Here is a 19262-nt window from a genome sequence, read left to right on the forward strand (position 1 = left end):
TCAACGTTAGGGAATGTCGGTGCGGGGTCGTAGGGTCTGGGAGTGGCTTTGGAGACCTCGCCGGAAGCGCCGGCGGCCGTGCGCACGATCGCGAACGGGATCGCGAGCTGGATCAACCAGCTCGGTGCCGTGTGGGTCGAGGGGCAGCTGACGGACGTCTCGATCGGCCGGGGTACGACGACGGTGTTCGGCACGCTGCGCGACACCGACGCCGACATCTCGCTGCGCTTCACCTGCAACCGGCGCGTGTTCGAGACCGTCGACGTCCGGGACGGTTCGCGGGTGCTGGTGCATGCCAAGCCGAACTTCTTCGCCCGCCGCGGCACCCTCGCGCTCGCGGTCAGCGAGATCCGCCACGTCGGCATCGGTGAGCTGCTGGCCCGGATCGAGCGACTCAAGCAACTGCTCGGCGCCGAGGGCCTCTTCGAGCCGTACCGGAAGAAGAAACTGCCGTTCCTGCCGCACACGATCGGGCTGATCTGCGGGCGCGACTCGGCGGCCGAGCGCGACGTCCTGGAGAACGCCAAGCGCCGCTGGCCGGCGGTCGCGTTCCGGATCGAGTATGCGTCGGTCCAGGGCCCGTCGGCGGCCGGCGAGGTGATGACCGCGCTGCGCAAGCTCGACGCGGACGAGTCGGTCGAGGTGATCGTGATCGCCCGCGGCGGCGGATCCCTGGAGGATCTGCTGCCGTTCTCCGACGAGGGCCTGATCCGCGCGGTGTCCAAGACGGGCACGCCGGTGGTGAGCGCGATCGGGCACGAGCCGGACTCGCCGCTGCTCGACCTGGTCGCGGACCTGCGCGCGTCGACGCCGACCGACGCGGCGAAGCGCATCGTCCCCGACGTGCGGGAAGAGCTGGACGGCGTGCGGCTGCTGCGCGAGCGCGGCCTGCGGGCGATCCGGTCCTGGCTGGATCGCGAGTCGCATGCGCTGGCGGCGATCCGGTCACGGCCGGCGCTCGCCGCGCCCGTCACGGACCTGCAGCGGCGCGCGGACGAGATCGCGGCCCTGGTCGAGCGCAACCGGCGGACGCTCACGCATCGGCTCGATCGCGCGAGCGACGACATCGCGCACCGGTTGGCGAGTGTGCGGGCGCTGTCCCCGAAGGCGACACTCGAGCGCGGGTATTCCGTGCTGCAGCTGGCCGACGGGACCGCCGTACGGGAAGTGGCGCAGGTGGCGCCGGGTGACCTGCTGCAGGCGCGGGTCAGTGACGGCCGCTTCGCGGTCGAAGTCAAGACGGAGGAAGACAAGTGAGCGGCGACCGACCCGAGATGACCTACGAGCAGGCCCGCGAGGAACTCGTCGACGTGGTCCGCAAGCTCGAAGCCGGCGGCACCAGCCTGGAGGAGTCGCTGGCGCTGTGGGAGCGCGGCGAGGAGCTCGCCGGCACCTGCCAGCGCTGGCTCGACGGCGCCCGCGAGCGCCTCACCAAGGCCCAAGCCGCACACGAGGAGAAGGCCGACTGAACAGCCGGCTGACAACGCACCCGGCCCGCCCGGGCGACCTTCTGGGCGCCGCCGAGGCGCGGGTGGCGAGTTGGCGCGGAGCCTTCACCGGCCTCGTCCCGCAGGACTTCCTCGACCGGATGGACCCGGCCTCGATCGCCGCTTCCTGGGCGGACAGCATCGCCGCCGGCCGCTCCCGGATCCATGTGGCGGTCCACGACAAGCGTGTGATCGGGTACGCCGGCGTCGGCCCGGAGCGTGATCAGGCAGCCCCACCGACCACGGGCGAGCTGTACGCGCTGTTCGTCCACCCCGATCACTGGGGGACAGGCGCCGGCCGCGCCCTGACCGACGCCGCGTGCGCCGACCTCCGCGCCGCGGGCTGCACCGTCGTCCAACTGTGGGTGCTCGAGGCAAACATCCGCGCCCGCCGCTTCTACAAGCGCTACGGCTTCACCGAGACAGCCGACCGGACGCACTCCTCGCTGGACAACCTGCCCGAGATCAGGCTGACAGCAAGCCTGTAGCCACCGCCCGAAGGCCGGCCTTCATCCGGTCGAGCTCGTACCCCTGCTCGCGAAGGGCGTTGTGCAGGTCGGCCGCCAGCGGCGCGAGCACCACGTGCGCCGTGTAGTCCGCGTCCAGGTCCGGGCGGGCGGACTCGATCAGGTGGGACAGGTGGCGGTGCCAGAGATGGTACGAACCGATGCGGTAGCGCGCGCCGTCCGAGGCGTTCTCGCTGTCCATGAACAGCGCGACGTGCCGGTCGAGCAGATCCAGGTAGGCGTCGAGGAAGGCCGTCACCCGCAGCACCGGTGACGTGCCCGGCCCGAGCGGCGGCGGGCCGCTGATGATCTTCGCCTGCAACTCCTGCTCGCGCTCGTCGAGCAGCGCGACCGCCAAGCCCGCGCGATCGCCGAACCGGCGGAACACGGTTCCCTTCCCCACGCCCGCCTCCGCGGCGATCGCGTCCAGCGAGACGTTCTTCACCCCGTGCTCGGTGAACAAGCGCTCGGCGGCCTCCAGCACACGGAGCCGGTTGCGGCGCGCGTCGGCCCGTTCCGGCCGTGGCTCCCCCACGACCGGAAGACTCCGTTGTGAAGCGGACTGCGGTCCGGTATTGTCGTTCATAAGACGGACTGTAGTCCGCTAAAGACCCTGGAGGAAGCAGACATGACCAACACGCACGCCCGGATCGCGATCGCCTACCACTCGGGCTACGGGCACACCGCGAAGCAGGCCGAGGCGGTGGCCGCCGGCGCCGCGTCGGTTCCGGGCACCGCGACCGACCTCGTGCCGCTGGACGAGCTGACCGAGCAGGTGTGGGAGCGGCTGACCGCCGCGGACGCGATCATCTTCGGCGCGCCGACGTACATGGGGAGCCCGAGCTGGGTGTTCAAGAAGTTCGCCGAGGAGAGCGTGCGGATCTGGGCGGCCGACCTCGCCTGGCGGGACAAGATCGCGGCCGGGTTCACCAACTCCAAGGCGATGTCCGGCGACAAGCTCAACAGCCTGGTCGACCTGGCCGTGTTCGCCGCGCAGCACGGGATGATCTGGGTCGGCCTGGACGTCTACCCGGGCTGGGCGGAGAGCACCGCGAGCATCGAGGACCTCAACCGGCTCGGCAGCTGGCTGGGCGCGATGGCGCAGTCCGACGCGGATCTGTCCGCGGAGAAGGCGCCGCCGGCGACGGACCTCCGGACCGCGGCCGCGCTCGGCGCGCGGGTCGCCACTGTCACCCACCGGCACCTGAGAGGAGCACTGGCGGCCTGATGGCATGGCTCATCCTGCTCGCCGCGGCGGCGTTCGAGATCGCGTTCGCGCTCAGCCTGAAACCGAGCGAGGGCTTCAGCCGCCTGTGGCCGACGCTCGGCGTGCTCGTGTTCGGCGTGATCTCGGTCGCCCTGCTGGCCAAGACCCTCGACCGCCTCCCGGTCGGCACCGCGTACGCGATCTGGACCGGGATCGGCTCGGTCGGCGTGGTGACGCTGGGCATCGTCGTCTTCCACGAGCCCGTCACCCCGACCCGCCTGGCCTGCATCGCCCTGATCGTCGTCGGCATCGTCGGTCTCCGCCTGGCCGGCGCCGAGTAGGCGGACCTGCACCACTCATCAACCTGTTCGCGGCGCCGGTCCGCGGCGGGTTCTGAGCGGGCGGGCCGCCGCATCGGCGCAGTTGATGAGTGGTGGCCGTCCGGGCCGGGGTCAGCTCGGGGCGCGGCGCCGACGCCGGGTGGTGGTGGGGGCGACCGGGAGCGGATGCGTGTCGAAGGGGAGCGCTTCGGGTCCGGCGCCGCCGTCGAGGAGTTCGCGGTACGAGGCCCAGGTGCTGGCGCGGGGCGGGATGTTGCCGATGGCATCGACTCTGGTGACCGGGTGGGCGCCGGCGGCGATCGGTCCCCACAGGTCGGCGTCGCTGCGCAGGCCGCGGAGTTCGCCGAAGAGCTCGCGGCCGAACCAGCACGGGTAGCTCTCGCCGTCGTCGTACCGGCAGACGCCGATCGGGGTCGCGGCCTCGGCGACCAGTGACCAGACCGTGGCCGAGGTGATGCCGGGCTGGTCACCGGCGAGGACGACGATCCCGTCGGCCCGCCGGTCGACCGCGTCGAGGGCCGGCACGATCGACGCGCTGCCGGTGTCGGAGTGCGGCGACTCGACTACCCGCACCCCGTCGAGGTCGACCCGGTCGTGGATCTGCTCCGACGCGCTGCCGAGCGTCACGACCAGCTGGTCGAACCCGCACTCCCGCGCGCCGTCGAGGGCGGCGCCGAACAGCGTGCCGCCGCGATAGTCCAGCAACTGCCAGGGCGCACTGAGCTGCGGTGCGCTGTCGGCACCCAGCAAGAGCCCCGTGACGAACATCGGCGGGTCAACTCCCCACTCGGGACGGCGTGACCATGGAACGGCCCCTTCTGCTGTCCCCGAGTGTGCGCAAGCCGAGCTTCGATCGAACCGCTCGCCGACGGCGCGTGTCAACGTGCGTCCGGAAAGTGGTCGGAATTGCCCGGAAAATGGGCATTCCCGTGAACCCGCCGGGCGGGCCGGAATCAGCGCAGCGCGGCTGCGAACGTTTCCAGGGCCGGATATCCGGCATTTCCGGCGACGATCGTCGTCACCCCGGAACCTACCAGGATCAAGGCGTTCTCGTTCTTGCGGTCGAGCAGCACCTTGCGCTGCCAGGTGACACCGGCGACCGTCGCGGTGCCGTCGTCCGACGTCCGGCCGAGCTTGTCGGAGACGAATTTCCCGCCGCTGACATTCGACTGCTCGAGACCGACGTATTTCTTCTCGGTCGTCACGACCCCGAGGTGCCAGGTGATCGGCGCCTGCTGCGGCGTACGGAATTCAACGCTGGTCGCGGTCCACCCGGACGGCATCGGCTCCGGCCCGCGCACCCAGGCGGCGGCCTTCCGGGCGTCCTCCAGTTGGGCCGTGTACGACACGGCGTTGGGCTTCTCCTCGGTCTTCGGCCGCCAGGTCACGGTGATCAGGAACGCGACCACCGCGAGGCAGATCACCAGCGCGAAGACCATGTTCCCGACGGTCTGCGACTTGCGCTTGTCCCGCCGGTACGCCTGCCGGTACTCGTCCGCCTCGGCCCGGATCTGCGCCCGCTCCCGCGCCTTCTCCAGCGCCGCGGCGTCGTCGGAGGCTCCCTGACCTGTCGAACTCATGCCCACAGTGTCTCGCGACGCGCAATCCGCCCGAACACCGGCCGGGGGCGTTGGCTACGATCCGTTGACATGACCGACCCGACCACGCCACCTGCCCACTTGGAGGTCGAGGCGCACGCGCCCGACCGGAACCTCGCCCTCGAACTGGTCCGGGTCACCGAGGCCGCCGCGATGGCGGCCGGGCGCTGGGTCGGCCGCGGCGACAAGAACGGCGCCGACGGCGCGGCGGTGAACGCGATGCGTACGCTGATCGGCACTGTCGGTATGAACGGCGTCGTGGTGATCGGCGAGGGCGAGAAGGACAACGCCCCGATGCTGTACAACGGCGAGCAGGTCGGCTCCGGTGAAGGCCCGGAGTGCGACGTGGCGGTGGACCCGGTCGACGGTACGACGCTGGTGGCGAAGGGCATGGCCAACGGCATCGCGGTGATGGCGGTCTCGCCGCGGAACTCGATGTACGACCCGTCCGCGGTCTTCTACATGGAGAAGCTCGTCGTCGGTCCGGAGGCGGCCGAGGTGGTCGACATCCGGCTGCCGGTCGCGGAGAACATCCGCCGGGTCGCGAAGGCGAAGGGCAGCACGGTCGACGACGTCACGGTCGTCCTGCTCGACCGGCCGCGGCACGAGCAGCTGGCGACGCAGATCCGGGCCACCGGCGCGCGGATCAAGTTCATCTCCGACGGCGACGTGGCCGGCGCGGTCGAGGCAGCCCGGCCGGACACCGGTCTGGACATGCTGCTCGGCATCGGCGGTACGCCGGAAGGCATCATCGCCGCCTGCGCGATGAAGTGCCTCGGCGGGAAGATCCAGGGCAAGCTGTGGCCGCGCGACGACGCCGAGCGGCAGAAGGCGCTGGACGCCGGCCACGACCTGGACCGGGTGCTGGACACCGACGACCTGGTCAGCGGCGACGACTGCTTCTTCGTCGCGACCGGGATCACCGACGGCGAGCTGCTCCGCGGCGTCCGCTACGGACGCTCCACCGCGCGCACCCACTCGCTCGTGATGCGCTCGCGCAGCGGCACGATCCGCAGCATCGAGAGCGTCCACCAACTGGAGAAGCTGCGCGCCTACTCCGCCATCGACTTCGAGCACGCCCGATGAGCACACCCGTCCTCGTCATCGGCGAGGCTCTCGTGGACATCGTCGGCACCGCCGGGAAGTTCCGCAACGGCAACGGCAAGCCGAAGGCGATCCCCGGCGGGTTCGCCGCGAACGTCGCCGTCGGGCTGGCCCGGATGGGCGTGCCGACCGAGCTCGTGGCCCGCTTCGGCACCGATCCGTACGGCGACCTGCTCGGCGCGCACCTGTTCGGGAACGGTGTCCAGCTCGCGCCCGGGACAGTCGATCCCGGGGTCCGGACGAGCACCGCGACCGCGACCTTGGACGCCGACGGGGTAGCCAGCTACAAGTTCGACATGACCTGGGATCCGCCGGCGCTGTCGCTGACCCGCGGCTGCCCGGCGATCCACACCGGGTCGATCGCGATGATGCTCGAGCCCGGGGCGACCGCGATCCGCGATTTCCTGAAGACGGTGGCCGACCAGCCCGTGACGGTCACGCTGGACCCGAACGCACGGCCGGCGATCACTCCCGACCCGGTGCCGGCCTGGGCCGCCGTCCGCGAGCTCGCGGCGCTGTCCGACCTGGTGAAGCTGAGCGACGAGGACTGCGCGTTCTTCCGTCCCGGTGTCTCGCTCGACGACATCGCGGCGGAGCTGCTGACGGCCGAGCGGACGCAGTGCGTGGTGATCACCCGCGGCGGCAGCGGCGCGCTGGGCGTCGGCCGGGGCCTGCGGGTCGAGGTTCCCGCGCCGCCGATCGAGGTGGTCGACACCGTCGGCGCCGGCGACTCGCTGATGGCGGCCCTGATCACCGGGCTGCTCACCCGCGGGCTGCTCGGCGGGCGGCGGCTGGCCGGGATGACCGCCGAGGAGCTGCGGGAGGTCGTGGACTACGCGGTGAAGGCGGCGGCGATCACCTGCACCCGCCACGGCGCCGACCCGCCGACCGTGGCCGAGCACACGGAGAAGTGGGGTTCCTGAGGGTGTCCGCCGAAGCGTGGACCGCCGAGCTGGAGTCCAACGGCAGTGTGGATTTCCGACCGCGCCGCGGCCGGCTGGCGGTGCGCCTGGCCGGGTTCGGCCTGCTGATGGTGCTGTCGGCGTGGACGAACATCGACCATCTGCGCGCGGACGGCATCTCAGGCGCCCTCGGGGTCCTGCGGCTGACCGCGCTCGCGGCGTTCGTGTACGGCACCGGTCTGACCGCGTGGCAGCTGATCACGAACCGCCCGGTCATCACGGTCGACGCCGAGGGCATCACCAGGGGCCGTAGCCTGCGGTGGTCGGGCATCACGAGCATCGACGAGCCCGCCGGCTGGCCGTTGGCGCGCGCAATCCAGATCAACCCGGCCGACCGGCGTACCCGGCCGATCTCGATCCCGCAGGACAACGTCGAGGACCTGGACGCCCTCACCCCCTGGCTGCGCTCACTCCACGAGCAGCACCGCGGCTAGTTGACCGAGCTGCGGACGGCGGCCAGGTGTTCGCGGGAGCGGGCCGCCGCCAGGTCCGGGTCCTTGGCGCGGATCGCGTCCGCGATCGCCTCGTGGGCGGCCTGGTCGTGCCGGTGCCGGTGTTCCTCGTCGAGCTTGAGCATGTCGATCATCGCCCGCCTGATCCGCGGCACGAACGTGTCGAAGAGCTCGGTCAGAACGGCGTTGTGCGCGGCCGTCACGACCGCGCGGTGGAACGCGAGGTCGGCCTCGATGTACCAGTCGTCGGGCGCGTTCACGGCCGCCCGTTTGCGGTCCGCGAGCGTGTAGCGGAAGTTCTTCAGGTCCGCCGGCGTCCGGCGGGACGCGGCCAGCCGGGCGGCCTCGGTCTCGATCGCGAGCCGGCCCTCCAGGACGTCGGTGATGTCCGCCTTGCGCAGAACCTTGTCCCAGTCCTCGGCGGCCTGCAGCGCGATCACGAACACGCCCGCGCCCTGGCGGCTCTCCAGCACCCGGCGGCCGGCCAGCTCCCGCACTGCCTCGCGGATCGTGGACCGGCCGACGCCGAGCTGGGCGGCCAGTGTGGTCTCGCCGGGAAGCTTGGCGCCGAGCGCCCACTCCCCGCTCCCGATCCGGCGCAACAGCTCCTCGGCAGCCTGCTCGGCGAGCGGGTGACGGCGAATCATGCCGGTCAGTCTAGAGGGAGCTGAGTTGTCAGCTTGTCTGAGGAGTTGATAGCGTGCTCGGCATGCGCTCGCTTCCGCGTCTCGTCCTCCTCCTCCGCCGCCACGGCGGGAGCTGATTCGACCGGCGCTCCCTCCGTGGAGTGCAGTCGTCCGCCGGTCCTCCCCGGACTCGTTGGAAGGACCCACGCATGAACCGTCAGCAACCCTCCCCCATGCCCAGCCACCGGTACCGCGACATCTTCGCCAGGGTCCCGGTCGCGCCGGTCGACCGCACCTGGCCCGACCGCCGGATCACCCAGGCGCCGCTCTGGGTGCCGGTCGACCTGCGGGACGGCAACCAGGCCCTGGCCGACCCGATGGACCCCCAGCGCAAGCGCCGGTTCTTCGAGCTGATGGTTGCCATCGGCTACAAGGAGATCGAGGTCGGTTACCCGTCGGCCTCGCAGACCGACTTCGACTTCGTCCGGCTGCTCGCGGAGTCGGATCTCGTCCCGCCGGACGTCACGATCGTCGTCTTCACCCCAGCCCGCAAGGACCTGATCGAGCGGACCGTCGAGTCCGTCGCGGGGATGCGCGGCGACGTCGTCATCCACATGTACGCCGCCACCGCGCCGGTGTGGCGCGAGGTCGTCCTGCGGAAGTCGCGCGACGAGCTGGCGCAGATGATCTATGCCGGCTCGGAGGAGGTCCTGCGGCTGGCCGGGGACTCCGTACGGTTCCAGTTCTCGCCCGAGGTGTACAACCTGACCGAGCCGGACTACGTGCTCGAGCTGGCGGACCACCTCACCAAGCAGTGGGACGCGACACCGGAGCGGCCGGTGATCCTGAACCTGCCCGCCACGGTCGAGGCCGCGACGCCGAACGTGTACGCCGACCAGATCGAGTACATGCACCAGAACCTGCCGCGTCGCGACGGCGTCATCCTGTCGGTGCATCCGCACAACGACCGCGGCACCGGGATCGCGTGCGCGGAGCTGGCGGTGCTGGCCGGGGCGGAACGCGTCGAGGGCTGCGTCTTCGGCAACGGGGAACGCACCGGGAACGTCGACATCGCCACACTCGCGCTCAACCTGCACGCCCAGGGCGTCGATCCGATGATCGACTTCTCCGACATCGACGGGATCCGTTCGGTGGTGGAGTACTGCACGCGGATGCCGATCCACCCGCGGCACCCGTACGTGGGGGAGCTCGTCTACACGGCCTTCTCCGGAACCCATCAGGACGCGATCCGGAAGGGGTTCGCCGTTCAGGGCCCCGGTGCGTGGGAGGTGCCTTATCTGCCGATCGATCCGGCCGATGTCGGGCGCGGGTACGAGGCCGTCGTCCGGGTGAACAGCCAGTCCGGCAAAGGCGGGATCGCCCACGTGCTGGAGTCTGTGTACGGCATCCGCCTGTCGCCGGAGCAGGAGCGGGAGTTCGCGCGGCACGTGCAGCGGCACACCGACGCGACCGGGCGGGAAGCGAGTGCGGAGGAGTTGAAGGCGTTGTACGAGGAGGTCTACGGGTGCTCGAACTGAAGGACGTCGACTTCGTCCGGGACGGCAAGCTGTTGCTGTCCGGGGTGTCGCTGACCGCGGGCGAAGGTGAGCGGTGGGCGCTGCTCGGGCCGAACGGCGCGGGCAAGAGCACGCTGCTCGGCCTGTGCGGCGCGGTCACGCACCCGACCCGCGGCACGGTCGAGATCCTCGGCCGCCGCCTCGGTACGGTCGACATCCGTACCCTGCGCGAGTCCATCGGGCACGTGAATCCACGGCACCCGCTGCGGTCGCCGTCGAGCATCCGGGACGTCGTCCTGACCGGGCTCACCGGCACGATCGAGCGGATGCCGCGGTGGGAGCCGACTCCCGCGCAGGAAGCTCGCGCTCTGGAGCTGATCGACCTGCTCGGGATCGGCGCGCTGGCCGGTTCGTCGTGGACCACGCTGTCGCAGGGTGAGCGTGGCCGGGCGCTGATCGCCCGCGCGCTGATCTCGGATCCGCGGTTGCTGCTGCTGGACGAGCCGTCGACCGGCCTGGACGTCGCCGCGCGCGAGCAGTTGCTGGAGACCCTCGACCAGATCCACCTCAGCCACCCGCATCTGGCGTGGGTCCTGGTCACCCATCACCTCGAGGAGCTTCCGACCTGTACGACGCACGCCGCGCTGCTCCGCGACGGCCGGGTCCTGTCCGCGGGGCCGGCTGACGACGTACTCACGACGGATCGCATCTCGCAGACGTTCGACCATCCGATCGAGATCAACCGCCACGACGGGCGCTGGACCGCCACCGCCCGACGAGGTACCCGGCACCACTGAGCAGGCCGAGCGCGGGGGTGCGGCGCTGCCCCGTCCGGAAGGCGCGGTGGCGGCCGGTTTCGTACCTGTCGCCACCTCGGACGGTGTCACGCCGCGGACCCAGAGAATACCGACGACGGCGCGTACGCCGCCGCCGGACCTCGGACGAAAGCCCAGGTCAGCGGCCCCGCCAAGTCGCCGCATGCGCCAAGCGTGGTGCATTACAGTTGGTTCTGCTCCGGGGTGGAGTTGTGAGGGCGGGGGCGGCGAGATGAGCGTCATGGGTGAACGCCTGCCTGAGGCGTGGATGGTCGAGTGGCACCGGAACGGGCGCGTTGAGTTCCCCCTGCGCCGGTGGTCGTTCATACAGTTCCCGATGCTGCCGGTGCTGGCCTTCGCGGCCTTCAGTTCGAGCCGGCTGCCGAACATGCTCGACGACAACGCCTGGCGGTACCTGGCCTACCTGATCATCGTGGGGTACGTCGGCATCGCGGCCATGATCGTCTGGCAGCTCGTCTCGCAACGCCCGGTCGTCGTCGTCGACCACCGGGGGATCCACGTCGGACACCGGCGGTTCATGGCATGGAGCGAGATCGGGTCGATCGGTTTCGTGGCCGGGCCGAAGCTGGCGCGGCAGCTGCCGGTGCAGCCGAAGAACGTCTGGGCGAAGAACCTCGTCCTCACCCAGCAGCACGTCAACGACCTGTCGGCCTTCCGCCTGTGGCTCGGCGAACTGCTCGACGAGCAGCGCTCGGCTCCGGGTTCCTAGCCGGCGCCGGTCAGGTCAGGCCGAGGCGCTTGCTCAGGCGGGGGCCGCGCTTGATCTTGATCTCGCCGAGGATCGCCGTGCCGCGGATGTGGAAGCGTTTCGGCTCGGCCGGCCGGCTGTTCGGGTCCGGGACCGCCTTCAGTCCGGCTTCCTGTTCGGAGACGGAGCCGAGGATCGGGTTGCTGTCCAGCAGGACGATCGCGTTCTGCGGTACGCGGATCTTCACGTCGGCGAGGATCGACTTCACGTCGATGTGGACCTCGTCGAACGGGATCTGCGCCTCGGTGTAGTCGAGGGTGACGTCGCCGAGCACAGCGTTGATCTCCTGGCGCTGCGGGACCAGCCAGCTTCCGGTCCGCTTGGACTCGGACATGAACACGTTGATGACCGGCCCGGACTCCACCAGGGCGCCGCCGTACTGCGGGGTGGTGGCCGGCACGGTCTGCGCGCGCGGCCCGGTGGGCAGGTCCGCGGTCAGCTCGACGAGTTCGCCGTACGTCTTGGAGGCGTACAGCGTCTCGAGGCGGTCCTCGAGCTCGGTGTAGGACAGCCGGCCCTCGCCCGCGGCGTCGCGGAGGATGTCGGCGACCTCCTCGCGCTCGAGATCGGACACCCGCCGCCGCAGCACCGGATCGTCACCGGCCTGCGCGGGCACGACATCCTGCGGTCGGTTCTCCTGGGGTACGTCATCCTGGGCCACGCCAGAACGATACGCGCGCCCACCCCCGCCCGCAGACCCGTTTCCTCCCCGATTCACCCCTGATCCGGCCCCTGATCGTGAGCGGTAGCCTTTGGGCGTCCAGTCCAGTCTGTGTGGAGGTATGCCCGGTGTCTGCCGACTTCAACTACTCCGACCTGTTGCCGTTGGGTGCCGACGAGACGGAGTACCGGCTGCTGACGACGGAGGGTGTCAGCACGTTCACCGCAGGCGACCGGACGTTCCTGCAGGTGCAGCCCGAGGTCTTGCAGGCGCTGACCGCGGAGGCGATGCACGACATCTCGCACTACCTGCGTACCGCGCACCTCGCGCAGCTGCGGCGGATCATCGACGACCCGGAGGCGTCCGGGAACGACCGGTTCGTCGCACTCGACCTGCTGAAGAACGCGAACATCTCGGCCGGCGGCGTGCTGCCGATGTGCCAGGACACCGGCACCGCGATCGTGATGGGCAAGAAGTCCGAGGGGGTGCTCACCGGCGCGGTCGACGAGGAGTGGATCAGCCGCGGTGTGTACGACGCCTACACCAAGCTGAACCTGCGCTACTCGCAGATGGCCCCGCTGACCATGTGGGACGAGAAGAACACCGGCTCCAACCTGCCCGCCCAGATCGAGCTCTACTCGACACCGGCCGGCTCCGGCGACCCGGCGTACAAGTTCCTCTTCATGGCCAAGGGCGGCGGCTCGGCGAACAAGTCGTTCCTCTACCAGGAGACCAAGGCGGTGCTGAACCCGTCGCGGATGATGGAGTTCCTGGACGAGAAGATCCGCTCCCTCGGTACGGCGGCCTGCCCGCCGTACCACCTGGCCGTCGTGGTCGGCGGAACCTCGGCCGAGTACGCGCTGAAGACCGCGAAGTACGCCTCCGCGCACTACCTGGACACCCTGCCGACGAGCGGATCGCCGCTCGGGCACGGGTTCCGGGACGTGGAGCTGGAGGAGGAGGTCTTCAAGCTCACGCAGGAGTTCGGCATCGGCGCGCAGTTCGGCGGGAAGTACTTCTGCCACGACGTCCGGGTGATCCGGCTGCCGCGGCACGGCGCGTCCTGCCCGGTCGCGATCGCGGTGTCCTGCTCGGCGGACCGGCAGGCGCTGGCCAAGATCACGCCGGAGGGCGTGTTCCTCGAGCAGCTCGAGCGGGAGCCGGCCCGGTTCCTGCCGGACACGACCGACGAACACCTCGACGACTCCGAGGTCGTCCGGGTCGACCTGAACCGGCCGATGAGCGAGATCCGCGCCGAGCTGTCCAAGCTGCCGGTGAAGACCCGGCTGTCGCTGACCGGCCCGCTCGTGGTGGCGCGCGACATCGCGCACGCGAAGATCAAGGAGCGGCTGGACGCGGGCGAGCCGATGCCGCAGTACCTGCGTGACCACGCCGTGTACTACGCGGGTCCGGCGAAGACCCCCGAGGGTTACGCGTCCGGCTCCTTCGGGCCGACGACCGCGGGCCGGATGGACGCCTACGTCGACCAGTTCCAGGCGGCCGGCGGCTCGTTCGTCATGCTTGCCAAGGGCAACCGGTCGGCGAAGGTGACGGCGGCGTGCAAGGAGCACGGCGGCTTCTACCTGGGCTCGATCGGCGGCCCGGCGGCGCGGCTGGCGCAGGACTGCATCAAGTCCGTCGACGTGATCGAGTACCCGGAGCTCGGCATGGAGGCGATCTGGAAGATCCAGGTCGAGGACTTCCCCGCGTTCATCGTGGTCGACGACAAGGGCAACGACTTCTTCACCGACACCCGCAAGCCGGTCCCCCTGACGGTCCGTCCGCGCAGCTGAACCGTTGACCTGGTGAGCCGATCGCCCCACCCTCGGAACCGGGGGTGGTCGCGATGGGGCGGCGGATGCTGCGGATGGGGAACCGGGTCGGCGTGTGGATGTACCGGACGCTGGACGGGCGGCTGGCGAGCGGGAGCAAGGACGTGCACGTCCTGATGCTCACCACACCCGGCCGGCGGACCGGCGTACCGAGGTCGACCTGCGTGCGGTACCTGGAGACGGCGGACGGGCTCGTGGTCTGGGGCACCGGGTCGGGCTCGCCTCAGGACCCGGACTGGTTCCGGAACCTGCGGGCGGCGGTCAGCACCGACGTACAGATCGGCGCCGAGCACCGGCGGATGCGGGCGCGGGAACTGACCGAGCCCGAGCGGAGCACGGTGTGGACCGACGTCATCCTCCGCGAGGACCCACGGATCGCCCGGTTCGCGACGAAGGCAGGGCGGACGATCCCCGTCGCCGTCCTGCAGCCCGCCCCGGACTGAGCTCCGCTCAGCCGGCCTTGGTCTCGATCTCCTCCGGGAGCTTCATCAGCAGGGCTCTGGCCGCTTTGACCAGGTCTGCCTCGTTGTGCCCGAACGCCTGGAGGTAGCACCCAAGGGCCGAGCGCAGCATCTGAAGCTCGTCGGCCTGCAGCTCGATGGTGTACATACTTCCAAGCTAAGACCAATCCCGCCGGTGACAAGCGCTCGTGACCTACCTGTTGTCAGCGGCTGTGCAGCTCCTCGGCGATCCAGGTCGGCTGATGCGTCGTCGGCGCGACGGGCAGCCGCCAGGCCTGCGGCGCCGACCAGGACTCCCAGCCGTCGGAGAACGGCGCTGTCCAGGCCTCGATGTCGCGGATCGCCAGGTGCGCGTCGGCGACGATCCGCTCGGCCTCGGCCGCGCTGAAACGTCCGGCGCTGACCGCTCCCTCGAGCTCGTCCTCGTCCTTCCACTCGATCGTGCGGTCCGGGTTGATCCACAGGTCAAGCACATGATCGACCGTGCTCGTCCGGCGTGCCGCCCAGTCGCGGACGTGTTCGCGCTCGAGGTTCACGTACCACCCGCGGAAGGTCGCGTCGGCGTCCCAGAAGTACCAGACCGACCACGGCTTGCCGGGCGGCGACACCTTGAGGATCCCGGTCCCGCGCCAGACGTCGAGCTTCAGCACCCGCTCCGCGGTGAACATCGCGACCGGGCCGGCGTGCCGGATCTCGCGCCCGTCGACGAGGACCGGTTTGAGCAACGGCGTCCCGGGGGCGAGCCAGGCGACCAGTCCGTCCGCGTCGTCCCGCACCACCGTCATCGGCCGCACGAGCGGCTTGTCGGCGTGCTGTCCAGGGACTTCGTACACCCATTCGATCGTCGTGCCGGGCTCCCAGAACGTCACGACTGCGCCGGCCGGGTCATGGACAAGACGTCGAGGGCCGCGTCCAGCTGCTCCTCGGTGAGGTCGCCCTTCTCGACGTGCCCGTTCTCGATCACGACCTCGCGGATCGTCTTGCCTTGTTTCAGGGCACTCTTGGCGACCGCGGCGGCGTTCTCGTAGCCGATGTAGCGATTCAGGGGCGTCACGATGGACGGGGACGACTCGGCCAGCGCGCGGGCGTGGCCGACGTTCGCCGTGATGCCGTCGACGCAGCGGTCGGCGAGCAGCCGGGAGCTGTTGGCCAGCAGGCTGATCGACTCGAGCAGGTTGCGCGCGATCACCGGGAGCATCACGTTCAGCTCGAAGTTGCCGCCGGCTCCGGCCACGGTGATCGTGGTGTCGTTGCCGATCACCTGCGCGGCGACCATCAGCGTCGCCTCGCAGATCACCGGGTTCACCTTGCCGGGCATGATGCTCGACCCGGGCTGCAGATCCGGCAGCGCGATCTCGCCGAGCCCGGCGCGCGGCCCGGAGCCCATCCAGCGCAGGTCGTTGCAGATCTTCGTCAGGCTGACCGCGACCGTCTTCAGCTGCCCGGACAGCTCGACCAGTCCGTCGCGCGCCCCCTGGGCCTCGAAGTGGTCCTCGGCCTCGGTCAGCTCCAGCCCGGTGCGGCGGTTCAGCTCGGTGATGACGGCTGCCGCGAACCCGGGCGGTGTGTTGATCCCGGTGCCGACCGCCGTCCCGCCGAGCGGCAGCTCGGCGACCCGGGGCAGCGTGGCCCGCACGCGCGCGGCGCCGCGGCGGATCTGCTGGGCATACCCGTCGAACTCCTGGCCGAGCGTCACCGGCGTCGCGTCCATCAGGTGCGTGCGCCCGGACTTCACCACCTCGGCGAACTCGGATCCCTTGCGGGACAGGGAATCCGCGAGATGCTCGAGGGCCGGCAGCAGCTCCTGGACGACACCCGCCGTGGCGGCGACGTGGATCGCCGACGGGAAGGTGTCGTTGCTGGACTGCGAGGCGTTGACGTGATCGTTCGGATGCACGTCGGCGCCGAGCGCGCGGGTGGCCAGGGTGGCCAGGACCTCGTTGACGTTCATGTTCGTCGACGTGCCGGAACCGGTCTGGAAGACGTCGATCGGGAACTCCGCGTCGAACTGCCCCGCGGTCACCTGGTCCGCGGCGGCCGCGATCGCGGCGGACCGGTCGGCGTCGAGCACCCCGAGCGACGCGTTCACGACCGCGGCGGAGGCCTTGATCTGGGCGAGCGCGTGCACGAGCTCCGGCGCCAGCGGCCGCCCGGAGATCGGGAAGTTCTGCACCGCGCGCTGCGTCTGCGCCCGCCACAACGCGTCGCGGGGCACCTTGACCTCACCCATCGTGTCGTGCTCGATCCGGAATTCCACGTCATCACCCATACCTGCAGAGTACGTCGCTCACCGTTGCCGGAACCGTTCGATCGGCAACCTGTGGACAACGACACAGCGACTACGAGGCGCCTTGATAGACGTAGTACAGCTCGTCGCGGCCCTGGAGCTGGACCGGCACGGGTTTGACGTCGCACGTGCCGAACACGGCGCCGACGGCGGTCTCCAGGGCGGTCGACGCGGACGAGGACCACACGGTGAGGATGCCGCCGGCGCGCAGCTTGGCCCGGCAGGTGGTGAGGAAGCCCGACGTGTAGATGGTCGAGTTCTCGTTGTAGACAAGGAAGTCCGGGCCGTTGTCGACGTCCAGGAGGATCGCGTCGACGGACGCGTCGGGGAGGTCCGTGACGACCGCGCGGACGTCGCCGACGACGACCGCGACCCGCGGGTCGTCGAGGATCGACGGGACCAGGCCGGAGCGCATCCACGACACCAGGTCCGGCTCGATCTCCGCCACCACCACCTCGCCGAGCCGGTCGTCGGCGAGCAGCGCGCGGACCGTGTACCCGAGGCCGAGTCCCCCGACCAGCACCCGGTCCGGCCGCTGCACCGCCTCCAGCGCGGCCGACGCCAGCAACTCCTCGCTCGACGTCTCCCGGTCGTCCATCACGAATACACCGTTGACCCGCAGCTCCAGCGCGCCGTCGTCCTCCCGGCGCCGTAGCACGAGCTCTCCGCGCTCACTGTTGCCCCGCGCGATCTCTGCCATGTCACACGCCGCCACTCTGATTGGTCAGCCCCGCGTCGTGGGCCAGCAGCGCCAACTGCACGCGGTTGGTCAACTGGAGCTTGGCGAGGGAGTTCGTCAGGTGTGTCTTCACCGTGGCGATCCCGACGTCCAGGGCGGTCGCCACCTCGGCGTTGCTCATTCCTTCAGCCACAGCCAGCATCACGTCCCGCTCTCGCTCGGTCAGCTGCGCCAGAGCCGCGCAAGCCGTCGTACGGCGGCTGTCCTGGTCGACGGCGCCGACATGGTCCATGAGCTGCCGGGTGGCCTGTGGTGACAGCACGGACTCACCAGCAGCCACCTTCAGCACCGCTGCGACGATCTCGGCCGGCGCAGCGTCCTTCAGCAGGTAACCGGACGCACCGGCACGCAACGCCCGCAGCAGGTCCTCGTCCGACCCGAAAGTGGTCAGCATGACCACGTCCGGCGCCGCAGTCCGCCGCCGAATCGCCTCAGTCGCGGCAACCCCGTCCAGCACCGGCATGCCGATGTCCATCAGTACGACGTCCGGGCGCAGGTCACGGACCGCATCGACTGCCTCCTGCCCATCGGCGGCGACACCGACCAGCTCGAGCTCCGGTGCGCCGGACAGCATGCTGGACAGGCCTGCCCGGACCAGTGGGTCGTCGTCGACCACCAGCAGCCGGACCGGTTCACTCACGGCCGTCATCGTAGGCCACCCAGGGCAGCCAGGCCGCCAGCCGAAACTCTCCGTCAGCCGTTGCCCCGTGCTCGAACCGCCCACCCGCCAGCGACGCCCGCTCCGCCAGTCCGATGAGGCCCACCCGTGAGCCCGGGGACGCGACATCGTGCACCAACGGATTCGACACCTCCACCGAGAGCCCTGCGCCGGGCGCACCGCTCAGCAGCACCCGGACGGCCTGGTGGGGTGCGTGCTTGCGCGCGTTCGTCAGTCCCTCCTGGACGATCCGGTACGCATGCCGCCCGATCGTGTCCGGCACTTCGCTGAGTTCGACACCTGTCTCGAGCTCGATCCTCATCCCGGCTGCCCGTGACTCGTCCAGCAACACATCCAGCTCTGCAATCCCCCGGCGTGGCCCGTCGGCGGTGTGCTGAGACCGCAGTACGCCGACGATCTCGCGCAGGTCGTCCACGCAGTCGCGGGCACTGGACCGAATCACGCCGGCCGCGCGTGACAGCTCGTCGGTCGGCATGTCCGGCCGGAACTCCAGCGCGCCCGCATGGATGCTGAGCAACGACAGCCGATGCCCGAGCGCGTCATGCATCTCCCGCGCGATCCGCTCCCGCTCCAGCCGCTGCCCCTGCTCGACACGCAACTGCTGCTCCGCCTCGGCGCGGACGGCGCGGTCGGTCAGCGAGGTCATCAGCTGCCGCCTGGTCCGGACCACGATGCCCCAGGCAACCAGTGCCAGGCAGGCCAGCGCAGTGAGAATGACTGCGATCCAGTACGCGTTGGGCACGTCAGACAACGGATAGAGCCAGAACTGCAGCATGCAGGACGCCATCGCCACAGCACCCAGCGAGAGGCTGACAGCCGGGCGTCTGTGCACCGCGACATTGAAGAGCGCCAGACCGCCCGCTGCACCGACAGAAGGCACCAGTGTGGACGCAAGGATCATCAGCACGGCCAGCCCGATCGGCCAGCGGCGGCGGACGAGCAGCGAGAGCGCTCCGGCGATGCACAGCGTCAGATCGAGCCAATGCGGCAGTGGACCGATCCGGGGCACCGGGTCGTTGTCTCCCACCGCGATCAGCCCGAACAGGAACGCGATCAGCACGCAGGCGACGTCCACCACCCGGTCCCGCGGCGTCAGCCGTCCGTACCCCGGCGCCGCGCGCGATCCAGGCGCGATCAGCGCGGCGACGATCCCCGTGTCCACCTGAACGACGGTAGCGCCTCGACGGCCCGCTGCACCGGCTCGACGGCGTACGACGAG

24 protein-coding genes are annotated in these 19262 nt (G+C 70.3%); 13 read left to right on the forward strand and 11 right to left on the reverse strand.

Going from position 1 to position 19262, the window contains the following annotated elements:
- The first annotated feature begins 42 nt into the window (after positions 1-42).
- From xseA to AB0L64_RS35495, 3 genes are all read left to right on the forward strand, one after another.
- Positions 43-1257, forward strand: coding sequence for an exodeoxyribonuclease VII large subunit (gene xseA, locus AB0L64_RS35485; RefSeq protein WP_355700482.1), 1215 nt, complete (start codon positions 43-45; stop codon positions 1255-1257).
- Positions 1258-1274: 17 nt separating this feature from the next.
- The gene (locus tag AB0L64_RS35490; protein WP_363717445.1) at positions 1275-1469 is read left to right on the forward strand and encodes an exodeoxyribonuclease VII small subunit; all 195 of its coding nucleotides are present in this window, start codon (positions 1275-1277) and stop codon (positions 1467-1469) included.
- Positions 1470-1531: 62 nt separating this feature from the next.
- Positions 1532-1975 carry a GNAT family N-acetyltransferase gene (locus tag AB0L64_RS35495; RefSeq protein ID WP_363717377.1) on the forward strand — a complete coding sequence of 148 codons (444 nt, stop codon included), beginning with the start codon at positions 1532-1534 and terminating at the stop codon, positions 1973-1975.
- Here the strand turns inward: AB0L64_RS35495 and AB0L64_RS35500 are convergent.
- Positions 1953-2528, reverse strand: a complete 576-nt coding sequence (locus tag AB0L64_RS35500; RefSeq protein WP_359926277.1) for a helix-turn-helix domain-containing protein — start codon at positions 2526-2528, stop codon at positions 1953-1955. The two genes, AB0L64_RS35495 and AB0L64_RS35500, sit on opposite strands and share 23 nt — an antisense overlap.
- Before the next feature lie 93 nt (positions 2529-2621).
- Here AB0L64_RS35500 and AB0L64_RS35505 point away from each other — a divergent pair, with 93 nt between their 5' ends.
- Together AB0L64_RS35505 and AB0L64_RS35510 are read left to right on the forward strand one after the other, a co-directional pair.
- Positions 2622-3221: a flavodoxin family protein gene (locus AB0L64_RS35505; RefSeq protein ID WP_363717378.1), complete on the forward strand. Its 600-nt coding sequence runs from the start codon at positions 2622-2624 to the stop codon at positions 3219-3221.
- Positions 3221-3541: a multidrug efflux SMR transporter gene (locus tag AB0L64_RS35510; protein WP_355476911.1), complete on the forward strand. Its 321-nt coding sequence runs from the start codon at positions 3221-3223 to the stop codon at positions 3539-3541. Before AB0L64_RS35505 ends, AB0L64_RS35510 begins: the two co-directional genes overlap by 1 nt.
- A gap of 111 nt (positions 3542-3652) precedes the next feature.
- On the opposite strand, the gene AB0L64_RS35515 is transcribed toward AB0L64_RS35510, so the two are convergent.
- Both AB0L64_RS35515 and AB0L64_RS35520 read right to left on the reverse strand, forming a co-directional pair.
- Positions 3653-4309 (reverse strand): NTP transferase domain-containing protein, encoded by a 657-nt coding sequence (locus AB0L64_RS35515; RefSeq protein ID WP_363717379.1) that lies wholly within the window; start codon positions 4307-4309, stop codon positions 3653-3655.
- Between the two features lie 185 nt (positions 4310-4494).
- Entirely contained in the window at positions 4495-5121 is a 627-nt protein-coding gene (locus AB0L64_RS35520) for a DUF4245 domain-containing protein (RefSeq protein ID WP_363717380.1), read from the reverse strand.
- Positions 5122-5190: 69 nt separating this feature from the next.
- Here AB0L64_RS35520 and glpX point away from each other — a divergent pair, with 69 nt between their 5' ends.
- Genes glpX through AB0L64_RS35535 form a run of 3 tightly spaced genes read left to right on the forward strand, consistent with a single transcriptional unit; the run spans position 5191 to position 7639 of the window.
- On the forward strand, positions 5191-6225 hold the full coding sequence (gene glpX / locus AB0L64_RS35525; protein ID WP_363717381.1) for a class II fructose-bisphosphatase: 1035 nt from the start codon (positions 5191-5193) through the stop codon (positions 6223-6225).
- Positions 6222-7166: a carbohydrate kinase gene (locus AB0L64_RS35530; protein ID WP_363717382.1), complete on the forward strand. Its 945-nt coding sequence runs from the start codon at positions 6222-6224 to the stop codon at positions 7164-7166. The genes glpX and AB0L64_RS35530 overlap by 4 nt, the downstream gene beginning before the upstream one ends.
- Positions 7167-7168: 2 nt before the next feature.
- Positions 7169-7639: a hypothetical protein gene (locus AB0L64_RS35535; RefSeq protein ID WP_363717383.1), complete on the forward strand. Its 471-nt coding sequence runs from the start codon at positions 7169-7171 to the stop codon at positions 7637-7639.
- On the opposite strand, the gene AB0L64_RS35540 is transcribed toward AB0L64_RS35535, so the two are convergent.
- Positions 7636-8304: a FadR/GntR family transcriptional regulator gene (locus tag AB0L64_RS35540; RefSeq protein WP_363717384.1), complete on the reverse strand. Its 669-nt coding sequence runs from the start codon at positions 8302-8304 to the stop codon at positions 7636-7638. The two genes, AB0L64_RS35535 and AB0L64_RS35540, sit on opposite strands and share 4 nt — an antisense overlap.
- Positions 8305-8492: 188 nt before the next feature.
- On the opposite strand from AB0L64_RS35540, the gene AB0L64_RS35545 reads away from it, so the two are divergent.
- The 3 genes from AB0L64_RS35545 (at position 8493) to AB0L64_RS35555 (ending at position 11345) form a co-directional block, all read left to right on the forward strand.
- Positions 8493-9821 (forward strand): 2-isopropylmalate synthase, encoded by a 1329-nt coding sequence (locus AB0L64_RS35545; protein ID WP_363717385.1) that lies wholly within the window; start codon positions 8493-8495, stop codon positions 9819-9821.
- Complete coding sequence (locus AB0L64_RS35550; protein ID WP_363717386.1) at positions 9809-10597, forward strand: ATP-binding cassette domain-containing protein; 789 nt, start codon at positions 9809-9811, stop codon at positions 10595-10597. Before AB0L64_RS35545 ends, AB0L64_RS35550 begins: the two co-directional genes overlap by 13 nt.
- 355 nt (positions 10598-10952) lie before the next feature.
- A complete protein-coding gene (locus tag AB0L64_RS35555) occupies positions 10953-11345 on the forward strand; it encodes a hypothetical protein (protein ID WP_363717387.1) in 393 nt (130 codons plus the stop codon).
- 10 nt (positions 11346-11355) lie between these two features.
- On the opposite strand, the gene AB0L64_RS35560 is transcribed toward AB0L64_RS35555, so the two are convergent.
- A complete protein-coding gene (locus AB0L64_RS35560) occupies positions 11356-12045 on the reverse strand; it encodes a DUF1707 domain-containing protein (protein WP_355700460.1) in 690 nt (229 codons plus the stop codon).
- 128 nt (positions 12046-12173) lie between these two features.
- Between AB0L64_RS35560 and AB0L64_RS35565 the strand changes: the two genes are divergently transcribed.
- Positions 12174-13838, forward strand: coding sequence for a fumarate hydratase (locus tag AB0L64_RS35565; RefSeq protein WP_363717388.1), 1665 nt, complete (start codon positions 12174-12176; stop codon positions 13836-13838).
- Positions 13839-13891: 53 nt separating this feature from the next.
- Positions 13892-14320 carry a nitroreductase/quinone reductase family protein gene (locus AB0L64_RS35570; protein WP_363717389.1) on the forward strand — a complete coding sequence of 143 codons (429 nt, stop codon included), beginning with the start codon at positions 13892-13894 and terminating at the stop codon, positions 14318-14320.
- A 7-nt stretch (positions 14321-14327) separates the two neighbouring features.
- On the opposite strand, the gene AB0L64_RS35575 is transcribed toward AB0L64_RS35570, so the two are convergent.
- The 6 genes from AB0L64_RS35575 to AB0L64_RS35600 all read right to left on the reverse strand — a co-directional run bounded on the left by AB0L64_RS35575 (position 14328) and on the right by AB0L64_RS35600 (position 19205).
- Complete coding sequence (locus AB0L64_RS35575; protein WP_355476938.1) at positions 14328-14486, reverse strand: hypothetical protein; 159 nt, start codon at positions 14484-14486, stop codon at positions 14328-14330.
- Between the two features lie 55 nt (positions 14487-14541).
- Positions 14542-15171 (reverse strand): DUF402 domain-containing protein, encoded by a 630-nt coding sequence (locus AB0L64_RS35580; RefSeq protein WP_363717390.1) that lies wholly within the window; start codon positions 15169-15171, stop codon positions 14542-14544.
- 32 nt (positions 15172-15203) lie between these two features.
- Positions 15204-16607: a class II fumarate hydratase gene (locus AB0L64_RS35585; RefSeq protein ID WP_363717391.1), complete on the reverse strand. Its 1404-nt coding sequence runs from the start codon at positions 16605-16607 to the stop codon at positions 15204-15206.
- 70 nt (positions 16608-16677) lie between these two features.
- Positions 16678-17325: a hypothetical protein gene (locus AB0L64_RS35590; RefSeq protein WP_363717392.1), complete on the reverse strand. Its 648-nt coding sequence runs from the start codon at positions 17323-17325 to the stop codon at positions 16678-16680.
- A gap of 1 nt (position 17326) precedes the next feature.
- Positions 17327-18004, reverse strand: coding sequence for a response regulator transcription factor (locus AB0L64_RS35595; protein WP_363717393.1), 678 nt, complete (start codon positions 18002-18004; stop codon positions 17327-17329).
- The gene (locus tag AB0L64_RS35600) at positions 17997-19205 is read right to left on the reverse strand and encodes a histidine kinase (protein ID WP_363717394.1); all 1209 of its coding nucleotides are present in this window, start codon (positions 19203-19205) and stop codon (positions 17997-17999) included. The genes AB0L64_RS35595 and AB0L64_RS35600 overlap by 8 nt, the downstream gene beginning before the upstream one ends.
- Between the last annotated feature and the right edge of the window lie 57 nt (positions 19206-19262).

Origin of the sequence: Kribbella sp. NPDC051936 (genome assembly GCF_040680955.1) — a bacterium.
Taxonomy (GTDB): Bacteria; Actinomycetota; Actinomycetes; order Propionibacteriales; family Kribbellaceae; genus Kribbella.

Bases quoted from the DNA above. Each gene is read 5' to 3' on its own strand.
- AB0L64_RS35575 (WP_355476938.1), bottom strand. From the start codon at position 14,486: ATGTACACCATCGAGCTGCAGGCCGACGAGCTTCAGATGCTGCGCTCG.
- AB0L64_RS35515 (WP_363717379.1), bottom strand. From the start codon at position 4,309: ATGTTCGTCACGGGGCTCTTGCTGGGTGCCGACAGCGCACCGCAGCTC.
- AB0L64_RS35520 (WP_363717380.1), bottom strand. From the start codon at position 5,121: ATGAGTTCGACAGGTCAGGGAGCCTCCGACGACGCCGCGGCGCTGGAG.
- AB0L64_RS35555 (WP_363717387.1), top strand. From the start codon at position 10,953: ATGCTGCCGGTGCTGGCCTTCGCGGCCTTCAGTTCGAGCCGGCTGCCG.
- AB0L64_RS35585 (WP_363717391.1), bottom strand. From the start codon at position 16,607: ATGGGTGATGACGTGGAATTCCGGATCGAGCACGACACGATGGGTGAG.
- AB0L64_RS35590 (WP_363717392.1), bottom strand. From the start codon at position 17,325: ATGGCAGAGATCGCGCGGGGCAACAGTGAGCGCGGAGAGCTCGTGCTA.
- glpX (WP_363717381.1), top strand. From the start codon at position 5,191: ATGACCGACCCGACCACGCCACCTGCCCACTTGGAGGTCGAGGCGCAC.
- AB0L64_RS35540 (WP_363717384.1), bottom strand. From the start codon at position 8,304: ATGATTCGCCGTCACCCGCTCGCCGAGCAGGCTGCCGAGGAGCTGTTG.
- AB0L64_RS35570 (WP_363717389.1), top strand. From the start codon at position 13,892: ATGGGGCGGCGGATGCTGCGGATGGGGAACCGGGTCGGCGTGTGGATG.
- AB0L64_RS35490 (WP_363717445.1), top strand. From the start codon at position 1,275: ATGACCTACGAGCAGGCCCGCGAGGAACTCGTCGACGTGGTCCGCAAG.
- AB0L64_RS35530 (WP_363717382.1), top strand. From the start codon at position 6,222: ATGAGCACACCCGTCCTCGTCATCGGCGAGGCTCTCGTGGACATCGTC.
- AB0L64_RS35545 (WP_363717385.1), top strand. From the start codon at position 8,493: ATGAACCGTCAGCAACCCTCCCCCATGCCCAGCCACCGGTACCGCGAC.
- AB0L64_RS35505 (WP_363717378.1), top strand. From the start codon at position 2,622: ATGACCAACACGCACGCCCGGATCGCGATCGCCTACCACTCGGGCTAC.
- AB0L64_RS35510 (WP_355476911.1), top strand. From the start codon at position 3,221: ATGGCATGGCTCATCCTGCTCGCCGCGGCGGCGTTCGAGATCGCGTTC.